General features: G+C 44.5%; 11 protein-coding genes. 8 read left to right on the forward strand and 3 right to left on the reverse strand.

Annotated elements, in window-relative coordinates; translation table 11 throughout:
* Positions 1 to 33: 33 nt before the first annotated feature.
* Positions 34 to 417 carry an aspartate 1-decarboxylase gene (gene panD / locus QP775_RS03010; protein ID WP_239327634.1) on the forward strand — a complete coding sequence of 128 codons (384 nt, stop codon included), beginning with the start codon at positions 34 to 36 and terminating at the stop codon, positions 415 to 417.
* Between the two features lie 22 nt (positions 418 to 439).
* On the forward strand, positions 440 to 5,098 hold the full coding sequence (locus tag QP775_RS03015; protein ID WP_285103484.1) for a non-ribosomal peptide synthetase: 4,659 nt from the start codon (positions 440 to 442) through the stop codon (positions 5,096 to 5,098).
* Between the two features lie 73 nt (positions 5,099 to 5,171).
* Here QP775_RS03015 and QP775_RS03020 read toward each other — a convergent pair whose 3' ends face one another.
* Positions 5,172 to 6,236, reverse strand: coding sequence for a BtrH N-terminal domain-containing protein (locus QP775_RS03020; protein WP_239327636.1), 1,065 nt, complete (start codon positions 6,234 to 6,236; stop codon positions 5,172 to 5,174).
* A gap of 283 nt (positions 6,237 to 6,519) precedes the next feature.
* The gene (gene trhO / locus QP775_RS03025) at positions 6,520 to 7,416 is read right to left on the reverse strand and encodes an oxygen-dependent tRNA uridine(34) hydroxylase TrhO (protein WP_285103486.1); all 897 of its coding nucleotides are present in this window, start codon (positions 7,414 to 7,416) and stop codon (positions 6,520 to 6,522) included.
* A 345-nt stretch (positions 7,417 to 7,761) separates the two neighbouring features.
* Between trhO and QP775_RS03030 the strand changes: the two genes are divergently transcribed.
* From QP775_RS03030 to QP775_RS03050, 5 genes are read left to right on the forward strand one after another with little or no spacing between them, the layout of a single operon-like run.
* Complete coding sequence (locus tag QP775_RS03030; protein ID WP_285103488.1) at positions 7,762 to 9,294, forward strand: spore germination protein; 1,533 nt, start codon at positions 7,762 to 7,764, stop codon at positions 9,292 to 9,294.
* Positions 9,287 to 10,453 carry a Ger(x)C family spore germination protein gene (locus QP775_RS03035; protein ID WP_285103490.1) on the forward strand — a complete coding sequence of 389 codons (1,167 nt, stop codon included), beginning with the start codon at positions 9,287 to 9,289 and terminating at the stop codon, positions 10,451 to 10,453. The genes QP775_RS03030 and QP775_RS03035 overlap by 8 nt, the downstream gene beginning before the upstream one ends.
* Positions 10,454 to 10,462: 9 nt before the next feature.
* A complete protein-coding gene (locus tag QP775_RS03040) occupies positions 10,463 to 10,678 on the forward strand; it encodes a hypothetical protein (protein WP_239327640.1) in 216 nt (71 codons plus the stop codon).
* A gap of 16 nt (positions 10,679 to 10,694) precedes the next feature.
* Positions 10,695 to 11,792 carry a GerAB/ArcD/ProY family transporter gene (locus QP775_RS03045; RefSeq protein ID WP_285103492.1) on the forward strand — a complete coding sequence of 366 codons (1,098 nt, stop codon included), beginning with the start codon at positions 10,695 to 10,697 and terminating at the stop codon, positions 11,790 to 11,792.
* Between the two features lie 34 nt (positions 11,793 to 11,826).
* Positions 11,827 to 12,057: a hypothetical protein gene (locus QP775_RS03050; RefSeq protein ID WP_285103494.1), complete on the forward strand. Its 231-nt coding sequence runs from the start codon at positions 11,827 to 11,829 to the stop codon at positions 12,055 to 12,057.
* Between the two features lie 233 nt (positions 12,058 to 12,290).
* On the opposite strand, the gene QP775_RS03055 is transcribed toward QP775_RS03050, so the two are convergent.
* On the reverse strand, positions 12,291 to 12,977 hold the full coding sequence (locus QP775_RS03055) for a chitinase N-terminal domain-containing protein (RefSeq protein ID WP_285103496.1): 687 nt from the start codon (positions 12,975 to 12,977) through the stop codon (positions 12,291 to 12,293).
* A gap of 251 nt (positions 12,978 to 13,228) precedes the next feature.
* Between QP775_RS03055 and QP775_RS03060 the strand changes: the two genes are divergently transcribed.
* Positions 13,229 to 14,647 (forward strand): arsenic transporter, encoded by a 1,419-nt coding sequence (locus tag QP775_RS03060; protein WP_285103498.1) that lies wholly within the window; start codon positions 13,229 to 13,231, stop codon positions 14,645 to 14,647.
* Positions 14,648 to 14,659 lie beyond the last annotated feature (12 nt).

A 14,659-nucleotide genomic window follows, 5' to 3' on the forward strand; every position in this document is an offset into this window, starting at 1 on the left:
CTATTAGAACCCCATTTACAAGGAGGAATTTCTATGTTTAGAGAAATGCACAAAGCCAAAATTCACCGCGCTACCGTCACTGAGGCTAACTTGAACTATGTCGGAAGTATTACCATTGACCAAAATATTTTAGATGCAGCGGATATTTTGGAAAATGAAAAGGTACAGGTCGTTAACATCAATAATGGAGCCAGATTAGAAACGTATGTCATTTCAGGCCCACGGGGCAGTCGGATGATTTGTCTGAATGGCGCAGCAGCACGGCTCGTGCAGCCTGGCGACAAGGTCATTATTATGTCTTATGCCTTAATGAGCAATGAGGAAGCAATGATGCACAAGCCAAGAGTCGTCCTTATGGGTGATGACAACGAGATGGTTGATGAATGTTATACGGAGCTACACTCTACGATGGCATAAACACATAGGAGGCCAGGCGCTAATGAACGAGCAGATGCAGCGGCTTATATTAGAACAACTAGCAGCCGGCAAGATTACAAGAGAGAGTGCTAAGGAGCAGTTGTCCAATCTCTTACGTCAAGATCCCTCGAAATTTGGGAATGCGGAGGGACAAAATAAACAATCCTTCGCAGCTTCAGAGACGCGATTGTATGATCTTTCCCATGCCCAGCGCGGGATGTGGCTGCAGCAGCAAATGGAGCCAGGACTTACTACGTACAATTGTCCCTTTTATGTCCATCTGCATACGGATTCCCGCTCTGATGATTCGTCAGAGGAAGATTATCGGATGAACCTTCCTGCCGCCGATTTAAATCGAGCGGCTTTGGAGAAAGCCCTTCAGCTTGTGGCTGAGCGGCATGAATCGTTGCGAACCGCATTTGAAGAAGTAGGGGGGGAGCCGAAGCAAAAGATATATTCTGATGTTAAGGTGAGGCTTCAATATGCAGATTTAAGAGTTCAAGCGAAGCCAGAGGAGGAGCTGGAGCGGCAGATTTGGATAGATAAGCAGACGCCATTTGATCTGTCAGTTCCTCCTGTCACTGCTAAGCTCTTCCAACTTTCCGCACATCATTATTGTTATTATGTGAACATGCACCATATCATTATGGACGGCTGGAGCACAAAGGTGATGGTAGATGAAATGTTTGCCTATTACCGGCAGGAAGCGTATGGCATCCCTGCTGGCTTGCCAAAGCTGCCCCTAAGATATGTAGATTATGTTCAGGATGAATTGTTGTGGGAGCGTTCAAATGAGGCGCGGATTATTGAGCAATACTGGTTGAACGAATTAAGTCACCCCTTGCCTACATTGCGTCTGATTGGTGACTATGAGCCGGTTCTACCCCGCACTCATCGTGGAGGCTATGTAACCTCTTCCTTCAGCGGTCATCTGGTAGAGCGGTTAACGCAGGCGGCCAAACACTCTAATGTTACCATGCATATGTTGTTTCTAGCTTGTTACGTTATGCTGCTGCACAAGTTGACGGGTGAGGATGACATCATTGTTGGTGTCCCGGTACTCCAACGCAGTAAACCCGAACTCCAGCACATGGTAGGTGTGCTAATTAACGTGACCTGTATCCGAGTTCAGTTCGATAAACGAACTTCGTTGGCTGAAATCGTTGCACAAGTGAAGGAGAAGACGCTGCTTAGTCTAAAAAACAGTAGGCTGCCATTTGAGCGCATTGTGTCCGAAGTGAATCCGAACCGGGTCATGGGTCAGAATCCGATCTTTTCGACATTGTTCCAATTTTTTGATTATATCCCACAAGCGAACGATGGAGTTTCGATGTTTGATTTAAGCTTACAGTGCAGACAGGCTAACGATTCGATATTACTCCGGATGGAGTATGCGAGCGATCTATTTGAACGGGATACGGTAGAGCGTTATCTTTGCTATTACATGAGAGTAATTGAACGATACGCTGCAGAGCCTTCACAGCAGCTATCCGAACTGCAGCTGCTCGAGCGAGGCGAGGAAGATGCATACATTACACGATTGATATCTAGCGATGAAAATAGGTCAGCGAGTGAGGTCTTGTCGTTTCATCAACAATTTGAGCGGCAAGCTGCCTTAACGCCTAATGCTGTAGCCCTCAAGTGCGGCGACCGCGAGCTGTCTTACAGCAGCTTGAATGCACGTGCCAATCAATTAGCCCATTCGCTGCGGTCGCGAGGAGTAGGTCCTGAGGGCATCGTAGGCCTGCTCACAAGACGTACGCCGGAACTAATAATTGGGATGCTGGGCATTTTAAAAGCTGGCGGAGCTTATGTGGCTATAGATCCGGCTTTCCCAGAAGAGCGGATTCGAACCTTGCTGCAGGATTGTGGAGAGCAGCATTTATTGACGGAGAAATCGCTTGCAGGGATGATTCCTTCAGTAGAAGAATGGTATTTAGATGATCCGGAATTATATGCGGATCTTTATGACAATCCCATCTGCTTAACACAAGCTGACCATCTCGCTTATGTATTGTATACCTCGGGATCTACGGGACGTCCGAAAGGGGTTATGATTACACATGGGTCCCTGGCTCGCTTTGTTACTAGTTTTAGTGAGCGGATTCCGTTTACAGCAGGCGCTAAAATGGCTGGTCTTGCTACAGTATCGTTTGATATTTTTGTTGTGGAGCACCTTATTCCGCTTACGTGTGGAATGACGGTTGTCCTGCTGCAAGAACGCGAACAGCAGGACCCACGTCTAATTAACGACACACTGCTGCGGGAGAAGGTGGATATCCTGCAAATTACACCTTCCCGCTTAAAAATGTGGCTGCGTGAAGAGAAGCATCTTGAAAGCTTGCTGCACCTGAAGATCCTTATGATTGGAGCGGAGGTATTAACTTCTAATCTGCTAGCTCAAGTGCAGGCCAGGACAAAGGCTCGTATATATAATTTGTACGGACCTACTGAAACGACAGTTTGGATGATGAGTAAAGAAGTAACATCAACTTGTGAGTCAACGTCCATTCCAATTGGAACGCCGCTGGCAGGCGTGGAAGCGTACGTGCTGGACGAGGAGCTGCGGCTGCAACCACCAGGCGTTGCTGGAGAGTTATGCATAGGTGGGTCTGGCGTAGGGCGCGGCTATATGAATGATGCAGAACTGACAGCTAGTAAATTCGTAGCTCATCCCTTTCAACCCGGTCAGCGTATGTATCGAACCGGTGACAGAGTGAGGCTCAGCAGAACCGGTGAATATATATACTTAGGCCGTGCAGATCATCAGGTAAAGGTAAGAGGTTACCGGATTGAGCTTGGAGAGATCGAACAAGTGTTGCTGGCTAATGCGGGAGTAAGCGAGGCGATCGTCCATCCGTGGACAAATGAAGCGGACGACCGTGTCTTGTGTGCGTACTGGGTCAGCCCCGATGCACTAGATGTTGAAAGTCTTCGTTCTGAGCTGGCAAGACGGCTGCCTGACTATATGATCCCTGCCTTCTTCTTGCGGTTGGTTGAGGTACCCTTAACCCCTACGGGAAAAGTTAATCGAAAGGCATTGCCAGATCCGTTTCAGCATGCTGATGCTCAAGTCGCCCCGATTACAGAACCAAAAACAGACGCTGAGCGGCAGCTGTTTGAAATTTGGAAGCCGTTTTTTCATCATCGCTCTTTTGGGGTCACTGATGATTTTTATACTCTAGGCGGCAATTCTATCATGGCTATACAAATGAGACATCAGCTGGAAGTACGTGGGTATACGATTGATGTCGCCAATTTGTTTCAATATCGAACTATTCGTGGATTAGCTCCACATATAAGCAAACTAGAGCAAGAGCAGGAACAGGAATGGGGAATTCTATCCGCAAATGTTGAAGGAACTGTTGTACTAACAGACCTTCAGCTACGCTATCTGCAGGCCAATTCCTTTTACACCGTTCAAGGCAGCTATTTTTCAGCCGTGCTCAGCCGTGAATCAGGTTATCAACTAGAGATGGTCAAGCTTGCCCTGAGTCGGCTTGTGGAGCATCATGATGGGTTGCGAATTATGTATTACGGAGGCGGAGAACTGCCAGCTGCATACAATCGGGGTATGTATGAACCTTTGTTCCGTGCTGAGAGATGTCAAGTATCAGATAGTACAGAGACAGCTTCGATTCCAGAGGAACACACGATTTGGGGAGCGGATACAGCAGTGAACATGAGTATATTCGAGCCGCTGATAGAAGCTAAAGTCATCATACCGCAAGAGCAGCAGGTTGACGCCCTAGATAACCAAGTTCTAGCTGAGGCAGGATCAGATGCCACACGTATGCCAGAGCCGTTGGCAGGTCCTTTTCTGGCACTGCGCATTCATCGACTGCTTGCAGATGAGCATTCGTGGAGTTTATTACTTAGCGATTTCTCAACCATTTATGAGCAGTTGTCGGCACATACGCAGGTACGTCTCCCGGCAAAAACAGTATCGCTGCGACAGTGTTCGAGATTCATTAAACGGGGATATGAGCAGACGAAGCTCACTATTTCGCCTAACCGAATCGGAGATAGCATGTCGATTAAACGCAGTATGGCGCGTTGGCAGCAAACGCTGATCGTACCGATATCTACTGATCGTAAGTATAAGACCTCGAGTATCAGTGTGCAGGTTTCAGGTGATACGACCATATCAAGACATGTTGATCTGGATCAAACAGTGCTATGCTTGCTGCTGGATGCGTTGCAGGATTGTAAGTTTATGCATAACCGGCTAGTCATTAGTCGATGGCTGAATTTGCGTGTACATGATCTATCAGCGTATGATACTTCTCGAACAGTAGGGTGGATGCAGCGGGAAGACTTGATAGCAGCGACTTATCATGCTGAATCGCGATCATGGGACTTTCATGCCGTAGAGCCAGTTGGGCGTGAGGAAGAGGCGAAAACGCGAGGGTGCGATGAAGCGATGAGCGAGGTTGGCTTCCGATTTAGCGATATGCCCGTTGATTCAGAGCAACAACGTCTAGTTCGTTGGACAGCTCCGATTGATGGGCTCCATAACTTGTTTGTAACCGTTCACAAGAGCCACACCTACTTAACTGTGCTAATTGACTATGATCAGAATTGTTGGCAGCAAAGTGTCATTGAACGACTGTATAGAAAGCTGGAAACCGGCTTTGATTTATGCCAACCAGGAATCAAAGTGGCCGCAACCAAATCATAAAAAAGGGTGTTCTCCCGCTGATTACGAGTGGGAGAACACCCTTTTTAGCATAATATGATGACTAATAGTTCATTTAGGCATACAACATGGAGTTATTGACCTGCTCTATTTCTTTGAGCAGCAGCTCCACATACATACTTTCCTGATCACGCAATGAATATAACTGCTCAATAATACGCTGATGCACATTGTCTACGCCTTTGAACACATGTTCTACGTACAAGTCGCGAGCGACTTGGGCCTGATCTGCAATCTGGATAAAACCTGCTAGCAGTTGTTGATTGACAGGAATGATCTCATTCCGCTGCAAGTAGGCGACTCGCTCCATCATCGTCTTCTTATGTTCCCAGAGCAAATGAAGCTGGCGGGGCGGATTAGCTCGTAGCAGAAAAGCCTCCCCTTGTTCAACAGCGCGCAAGAAATGGACCAGATGATCGTAACATTCGATTCCAAATGCGAGGCCGTCCGTCTTGAAATCACCACGACCTAAATCAGATCTGGACTGAAGATAGTCCTGCAATTGATGTTGAATCAGATGGACATCCAACTCAAAAGTTACAGCTGGTTTGAAATCATAAAAGAAGCTGTTCTGATCGATACGAAGCTTCTGATCCAATATATGAACGATGGATTGGAACGCTTGTTCTACCTCAAGGAATGAAGTGCGATGATGCCCAAGCTTTAAGTCATGACCAAACCCGTACGTATAAAATACGCGCTCATCCAAATCATAGCCATAGATGAGAATATGATGTGGAAATGCATAAGCTTGATAGGCGGTTGTGTAAGAGATATGCTGTTCGTCAACAAATAGAACGGGGTAATTACCGCTGTTGAGTTGCGTGATGATGATGTCGGTTATTCCGGCGTGTGCAGCATAATCATTTAACATGTTAGTAGTAATAGATGAGGTCATTAAGAAAGGATTATGCAGCATGTCATTCCAGTGCCCATGATAAAAATCAAAAAAAAGCTCTTCTTCCAGCTCGAGAAAGCGCTTATTACAATGAACCTGAATAAAGTTGCTGTAAAGCCATGCGTTGGTACTAGGGTGCTCTGCAGTAATACATAGGGTGTACGCCCAACGCAGCAAACCATAAATAGGCGGGTGATAGATAGGCAACTGCAATCTGGACAAGGATTCAGCCTCCAAAGTCAGGCACAGCCTGATAGTGATGTATCTACATGATAGAAAAGGCGCAGAGTATGGCATATACTCAATATACTGAGTATATGGAATTAGATATGAGCTCAGAGAGACGGTTGAATCGACAGCTATATTCTAAAAAATAGCCCAAAAAGCCGCCGCAATATCATCTCGATATAACGGCGGCTGTTGCTTTAGTTATTTTTAACTCACTTGTAATTCTTACACATATAAGATTCCAAGCAAATATTCATGTGCTGAATGCAAACACAAGTTACGCGGATGGGGAAGCAGCATTGTCATGCTGTTCACAGGAAGTGGAGCAGTAGCCTTTGAATTCACCCTCGCATTCCTCACAGCAAATATGCTGCAAATGACAGCTATCATCGGCACAATTGATGTACTGGTCAGCAGGCTTGCCGCAGTGATGACATTTGCCAACGATAACATGTTCATCGGTCTGGTTGATTCGCACAGAAATACGCTCATCGAATACGTAACAGTTCCCGTCAAATCCTCTGCCTTGTGTCTCCGGGTCTTGACCGTAGGTAACAATGCCACCATCCAATTGATACACGTCCTTAAAGCCTTCCTCCCGCAGAACCGCTGTCAGCATCTCACAGCGAATGCCACCTGTACAGTAGGTAAGAACCTGCTTGTCCTTATGCTCTGCTATGTTATCACGAATCCAGGTTGGGAAATCCCGAAAGGCATCAACTTCAGGCCGAATAGCCCCTTGAAAGTGGCCAAGATCATATTCATAACCCGTTCTGCCGTCCAATATGAGCACGTCGTCTCGCTGCATATAATTTTGGAACTCAACTGGACTCAGATGTTTACCACCATCTGTTTGTGGATTAAGCGCTTTGTGGTAACGCAAAGTAACAAGTTCTTGCTTGTGACGTACAAAGAGTTTCTTAAAGGCATGTTCGTTGCTTGGATCTATCTTAAAGACTATATCTGCAAATAAAGGGTTTTGCTGCATATGCTGCATATATTGTGTCGTTTGTTCGATCGTTCCAGACAACGTGCCGTTAATGCCTTCGTTTGCAATTAAGATCCGGCCCTTAACATCAAGATCCTTGCAATATTGGAGATGCTCGGAGGCAAATAATTGTGCGTCCGGGATAGGTACATATTTGTAAAATAGCAAAATTTGATATTGCGTCATGAAGTAGTGCTCACCTTTCCGTATCAGGTTGGAATAAGAAGAACGGAAGAGCAAGGAAACCTTTCTCTTCCGCAAGATTAGATAATAGCAGACATTCATACATGTCGATTTCAGTATATATTTTAGCGAACTACTAATAGTTAGTCAACAATTGGGTTTATAAAGTAATTTTCCAATCTGGCAAGTGTGTCTAAATGTATACTTTCTGAGGGACTCGTGAAGGTGACGGGGTCTATTTTCAAGCCCCATGAAGGTCTTGTTGAGGAAGTGCATATATTTGGATGCTTTGCTTTGTTGTTGGGCATAAAAAAGGTAATACTTTTTGAAGGTGAATGGGGGATTAATTTGTTTAAATGGATGCATCGTCAAAATCAGCATGTTTCCGCGCCGCGGCAGCAGCACTCCCCATCTCGAACAGTTGAGCAAAGCTACGACAATGCTTTGGAGGAAATACAGGCCCGATTGCAGCACATTGCTGACATTAGCTATCAACAGCTCCATCCAGACAAGAATTCGGCATACACACTAATTTATATTGAATCCATTATCGATATGACTATCCTGTACGACCAAATCATTGCTCCACTACAAGCTGTTGGTCAAGCAGCTGCTGAGGGAGATAAGATGTCGGCAGCTCTTGCCGGGTCTCTAACTTCTGTGCAAAGTGTTACTGTTCTCGACGTCAAGCAGGTGGTTGCAGGTATCCTTGATGGAAGCGCAGCCCTAATCGTGGATAATCAGACTGAGATGTGCTTGTTTCCCATCTCTAAATACAGCCAACGCTCCATAAGTGAGGCACAAAATGAAGTGCTTATTACCGGCCCTCAAGAAGCTTTTGTAGAGAGCATAAACGCTAATGTGTCCCTGGTCAGACATAAACTTAAGCATCCTGATTTTAAAATGATCAAGTATTCACTGGGTGAATATACACAAACGACTACTTACCTGATGTATATAGAAGGTTTGTGTGATTCAGATACGCTTCAACAGATAGGGAGCAAACTAAGTGAGATTCAGATCGATAGTATTCTTGGTTCCAATTATGTCGCCGAGTTTATTGACCACGAGCCCTTGTCTCCCTTTCCGATCATTCAATTCACAGAACGGCCGGATACATTGGTGGCTTCTTTGCTCGAAGGTAGAATTGGAATTATGGTGGATGGTGCACCGCAGACGTTGATTGTACCTGTTACCTTTTTCTCTTTGATGCAGTCACCTGAGGATTACTTTCAACAATACGTCGCCTCAACCTGGATTCGCTGGATTCGCTTTTTCTTTGTGATGGCTTCTTTTTTGGTTCCTTCCATATACATTGCGATTACGACTTTCCACCCGGAGATGCTTCCATCTGATCTGTTGACGACAATAGCAGCAGCAAGAGAGAAGATTCCTTTTCCCGCGCTAGCAGAAGTACTTATCATGGAGCTGACTTTTGAGGGATTGAGAGAGGCCGGCATCCGGATCCCGAGGCCGCTTGGTCAGACCGTTTCCATCATTGGTGCAATTGTAATTGGACAAGCAGCAGTGCAGGCTGGAGTTGTATCAGCGCCGACTGTCATCGTCGTATCCATAACAGGGATCGCCTCTTTTATTATTCCGCACTTTGAGCTAGGACTCGCTTTTCGACTGCTGCGGTTTCCACTGCTAATTATGGGCGGAGCACTAGGGCTGTACGGTATTATAATCGGGATGTTCATTATGTATTGGCATCTGGTCACATTACGGTCTTTTGGAGTGCCCTATTTGTACCCCTTGGCGCCGTTGGTGCTTCAAGATTGGAAAGATGTATTTTGGCGTGTCAGATGGCCTAAGATGAACAAACGACCGTATTCGTTTGGCTCTAGCCGTGAACAAAGGCAGCAAATTGAAGATGAATAGATCATGGCTGCTTATCACGGTTATGTCACTCGTCACACTAGGCATTACAGGTTGCTGGTCCAAAATGGAAATCAATGATCGATCATTTGTTAGTGGATTATTTATTGACGTTACAGACATACCGGGAGAGGTTGAACTTACTATGGTGACACCCTTGCCGAACCGATTCGCATCGATGGGACAATCTTCAGGCACAGAATCTGCTTCACCAGTAGCCATCATTTCAGAAAAAGCAGATTCACTGCCGGAAGCTTTTCGCAAAATTCAGGGGAGCTTGACACGCAAGCTGACCTGGGGGCAGACAAAAGTGATCGTGCTTGGTCGAAAATATGCTGAGAAGGGGATCGAGGACTTAGTGGAGTGGGGAGCTAGACAACAGTCCTTTCAACTGAAATCGTATCTTTTTGTAGCAGAAGGCAAAGCCAAAGATATCACGAGATTGTCGCCCATATATGAACAATCCCCAAGTGAAGTGCTGCGAGAGTTTGCGAATCGCCGTACGCTGTTGAATACCAGACTCAAGGACGTTCTTCAATCCATTAGTGACCATCAAGGACTGGCAGTCAATTTGCTGCAAATGAAGTTCAAAACGATGATTAGTGAACCTGAGAAGCAATCACTTTGGGTAGTCATGAATGGTGCAGCGATGCTTCAGTCCACTAAAATGATAGGCACCTTATCCGAGTCCGAAACAAGAGGTGTGGGATGGGTTTATCGCTCACTAAAAGATCCTCAGTATACAGTAAAGCTGCGTGAAGGCAAGTGCTCTTTAAATATTCATCACAATAAAGCATTGATCAAACCGATTTTGCAAGAAGGGAGCCAGTTGTTTCGAATTAAGATGACTGCGGGGGCGGATATCATAGCAGCTGATACCAGAGTTGACATTACAAAAGCGGAGGTCTTGCATAGTATTGAGCAAGCTATTAATGACAAACTGATCGCTGATCTGCGCAGTGCACTCTCAAAGTCTCAGCAGGTGAAGGCAGACGTGCTGCAATTAGGCTCATATCTGGAATGGTGGTACCCCGCGAAATGGAGCCGATTAAAGCCGATGTGGCCTGATTATTATAAGGATAAAGTACGCTTTGACATACAGGCGCACGTAGAAATAAAACATTACAACGGTGAGTTAAAGCCAATCTGGAACTTGAAATAAGGGGCACTTATGATCGTAATGATATTGGTTTTTGCAGCGATTGCGGGTATTGAATGGAAATATGTACGCCAGCATCATGCATATCTCAAGCGCGTGTTTATCATATTATGGAGCTTATGTTTGCTTTTCGAAACTGCCGCTATGTTATGGCATTGGATGCCGCTTCCGTATATAGTGGTACATTTTCTGCTGGGGTGGCTTGATCCGGTGATTCAATTTAACTAGACAGTAGGTGGCAGTTATGTGGACATTTACGCCGTACCAGATGGTCCGTTTATGGATGATCTATTTAATATCAACGCCGCTCGCGTTCCTTCTGGGTCAGTTGTTACTGATTGCAGAATATGAGGGATGGATAACGATTTTGCTATCGTGCTGCTGCAGTGTGTTCATCGTATCTTTTGCTGTCAAGTTGGCCTCATATGATCCACAAGTGGAATGGGGTGTATTCGGTGAGCGCATCATCGGCAAGTGGCTGCATAAAATGATTATGATGCTGATTGTGTTTTATTGCATGATGCTCCTCACCGTCGTGTTAACAGCTTATCGCGACTTCTTTGGATCTACTTACTTGCCCGGAACGCCGGACTGGGTTGTGACTGGAGGCTTTTTAGTATGTGTTGCTGTTGTGTCGAGGAGTGGTTTACAAACGATAGTATTTATGGCTGATGGTATGTTCATTCTTATATTCGGTGTTTCCTTATTAACGCTTTTCTTCTTGCCTGGAAGTGTCTGGCCAGATATGAGTATTGCGCTGGTCACACACTGGAATGGGACAACGATTTGGAAATCAGTCTTGTTTGTTACACCCTGGTTTGCGGAAATGATGCTGGTCCTCATCATGCTGCCTCATTTTCAGCTTCACAACAAAGCTATGAAGTATGTCATTATTACGAAGATTAGCTCTTGTGTGCTCATCATGCTGTATTGGCTGATCACGCTGTTTGTGTTTGGTCCACATCTAGGAGGGCATCTACGGTTCCCGCTTATGGAATTAATTCGCTTCGTTGAAATAGGCAACATCATTGAGAATTTAGATCCAATTATGATCTCACTCTGGTCGTCTTCTTTGTTTATAAAATGCGTGCTGCTGCTGTACATGGCTGCTCATTTATTGGCACAGGTGTTTAAGCTGCCCAGTCATCGTCCATTTACGTTCCTACTTGCGACGCTTGTTTATGTGTTTGCAAATGGGTTTATTAAGCATCCAGCTGAGTTTGGGGCGTTTGTAGGCTCCTCCTCATTTGCGATATTTTTATTAGGGGTCCAATTGGTTCCATTGTTATATCTTATCATAAACAAAGTACGCTCCTGTTTGGTGACGGGAGACAAAAGTTAACGTGTGTTATGATGCAGCAGAGGAGAAGCCAACATTGAAAAGATTAACAATATGGTGGATGATGGCGGTGTTGGTCTTATTGTTATGGATAGGAGGGTGTGGCACAAGTCCTAATGGAACAACATCGGACCATGTGTTGCCCGGCAAGGTGCCAATTCAAATTGATCCGAATAAGATGAAAGATCAGCAAGGTCAAGTTATCTTTATTTTTCAAGATGATCACAACAATAAATTAACCTGGAAGAAAAAAATAATTTTAAAATAACCGGTTTATTAAGAGGCGTGGAGAATGTATTTCCAATGCTCTATTGGTAAAGGGAAGTAACCGCTTAATTGAACAGTTCTTATTTGGTAAAGAACGCGAGATAGCAAGAAGCTGTTCCGCGTTCTTTGGTTTGGACAGAGATAAACATGAGGTATCACGACTGTATAATGCTGCTCAAATTAATATTTGCAGCATTGCTCCATGGATAAAGATTTTCTCATAAGTGAGGTAAATTAGGGAACAACAACCGTAATCGATTGAGAGAAAGCTGTTCCATAGGCATTACTTAGCTTGATTACATATTGATAAGTACCACTTGCTTTGTCATAAAATGTACGGGAAGCATGCTGAGGTTCCTGTCCATTTTCAAGTAGAAATCCTTGGAACAGATTAACTAGTACACCGTTTTCATAGAGTTCCCATATATCGGCGTTGTTGCCTGATGTGATATTAAAACCGATGATATAAGTGCGAGGTGTTGTAGAGGTAGTATAGATCTCTGGAGTAGCAGGAGCTCCTGTATAGTTATGAATGTCTACTAGTGTATTGCCAGATTGGTTGCTGATTTCTCGGCCATCAGCCAGTTTGGCTTTGACAATATAACGGAATTGCCCCTTCTCGACGCTTACGCCCTCGCAACTTATTGTAGTCAAGTTTGTGCATCCTTGCACAGGTTCGCCGCCCCATGGATAAAGTGTCGGGTAGCGATAGACGTTATAGTATTGGGCGGCGTCACCAAGATTGTCCCATGAAATCTGAACATGATGCAAGCCATTGGTGTCTTTGCCTATGTAAGACGCGTTTGCCGAAAAAGGAGGATCGTCTGCTGCAATTGCCTCACTAGTCGCGACAGTTGCTGCCCCGAGGGTAACTAATAAGGCGCTTAGTAGCAAGGTAATTGATTTCTTAAACTTAAACATTATCTACCCACCACTCTCTACTATAATATGGAATTGTAATGGCATAATGTACCACTGAAGTTGAACATATCATCTTCAATTAAGATGTAAACTATAATTTGGTTCTTGTTAAAATGAAAAATGACGAGTTAACAAATATAAAGAATCATATAGAAGAGTGATAGACGTACGCTTGTCATACAGTGTAAACTTAATTTGGTTTTCTACTTACTACTTATCTAAAACGTATATAACCGACTATGGAGGCATTAATGATACTATCAGCATCTTTCATCTTTGTATTGACTTTGACTTTGGTGATCTGGCAGCCTAGGGGGCTCAGCATAGGATGGTCTGCAGCAGGAGGAGCCATATTGGCTCTAATTTTCGGAATAGTGTCATTTGGTGATGTGCTTGCGGTTACCGACATCGTGTGGAATGCAACACTTACTTTTGTTGCCATTATTTTGATTTCACTGGTGCTTGATGAAATTGGTTTTTTTGAATGGTCAGCGTTGCATATGGCGCGTCTTGCTGGTGGAAACGGAATGATTATGATTATATATATCATCTTACTCGGCGCTGCGGTTTCTGCATTATTTGCAAATGATGGTGCTGCCTTAATTATGACTCCTATTGTGCTCGCTATGATCCGTGCGCTTAAATTCAACGAAATCATAATATTACCTTTTATTATGGCTAGCGGCTTTATTTCAGACACAGCATCATTGCCATTTACGATAAGCAACTTGGTCAATATTGTATCCGCAGACTATTTTGGAATTGGTTTTGTTGAATACGCAAGTCGTATGATTGTTCCTAACTTTTTCTCCATTGCAGCAAGCATCCTTGTCATTTATGTATGTTTTCGCAAGAGTATTCCAAAAACGTATAATTGTGCTTCATTACAGCCGCCAACGGCAGCAATTAAAGATATGAAATTATTTAAATTATCTTGGTATATATTAGCCGCACTATTAATCGCATACTTTGTAAGCGAATTTCTTGCTATACCGGTATCTATTGTGGCAGGCACCGCGGCGGTAGCCTTTTTACTGGCTGCCCGCAGAAGCCCGGTTATACGGACCAAACAAATGTTAAAAGAAGCTCCATGGACTGTAGTCCTATTTTCCATTGGAATGTATGTTGTTGTGTATGGGCTAAAAAACGCAGGGTTAACTGATTTGCTAGGCGATTTTATACAAATGGTTGCAGACGAAGGGCTTTTTGCAGCAACTGTAGGAACTGGCTTTATTGCTGCCATTTTATCTTCCATTATGAATAATTTGCCGACGGTCATGATCGATGCACTTGCGATAAAGAGTACTTCAACCGAGGGGATAGTCCGTGAAGCATTGATCTATGCCAATGTCATCGGCTCAGATCTCGGCCCTAAAATTACCCCAATTGGGTCATTGGCGACATTGCTTTGGCTGCATGTGCTGGCTCGCAAAGGTGTAAAGATCACGTGGGGCTATTATTTTAAAATCGGGATAGTGCTAACGATCCCAACTCTGCTTATTACCTTGATCGGTCTTTGTGGTTGGCTGCTGCTCATACATATGTTTAGTATTCACGTCTGGGTATGGATAGCAGGCTTCACACTTGTTTTTCTAACTATAGTTGTGTTAATAAAAAAGATCGGCTCCACATCAAGACCGATAGGGACCGAGTATGGTACTCATAAATAGTATATAATGTTT

Source organism: Paenibacillus sp. UMB4589-SE434 (assembly GCF_030226685.1).
GTDB lineage: Bacteria > Bacillota > Bacilli > Paenibacillales > Paenibacillaceae > Paenibacillus_B.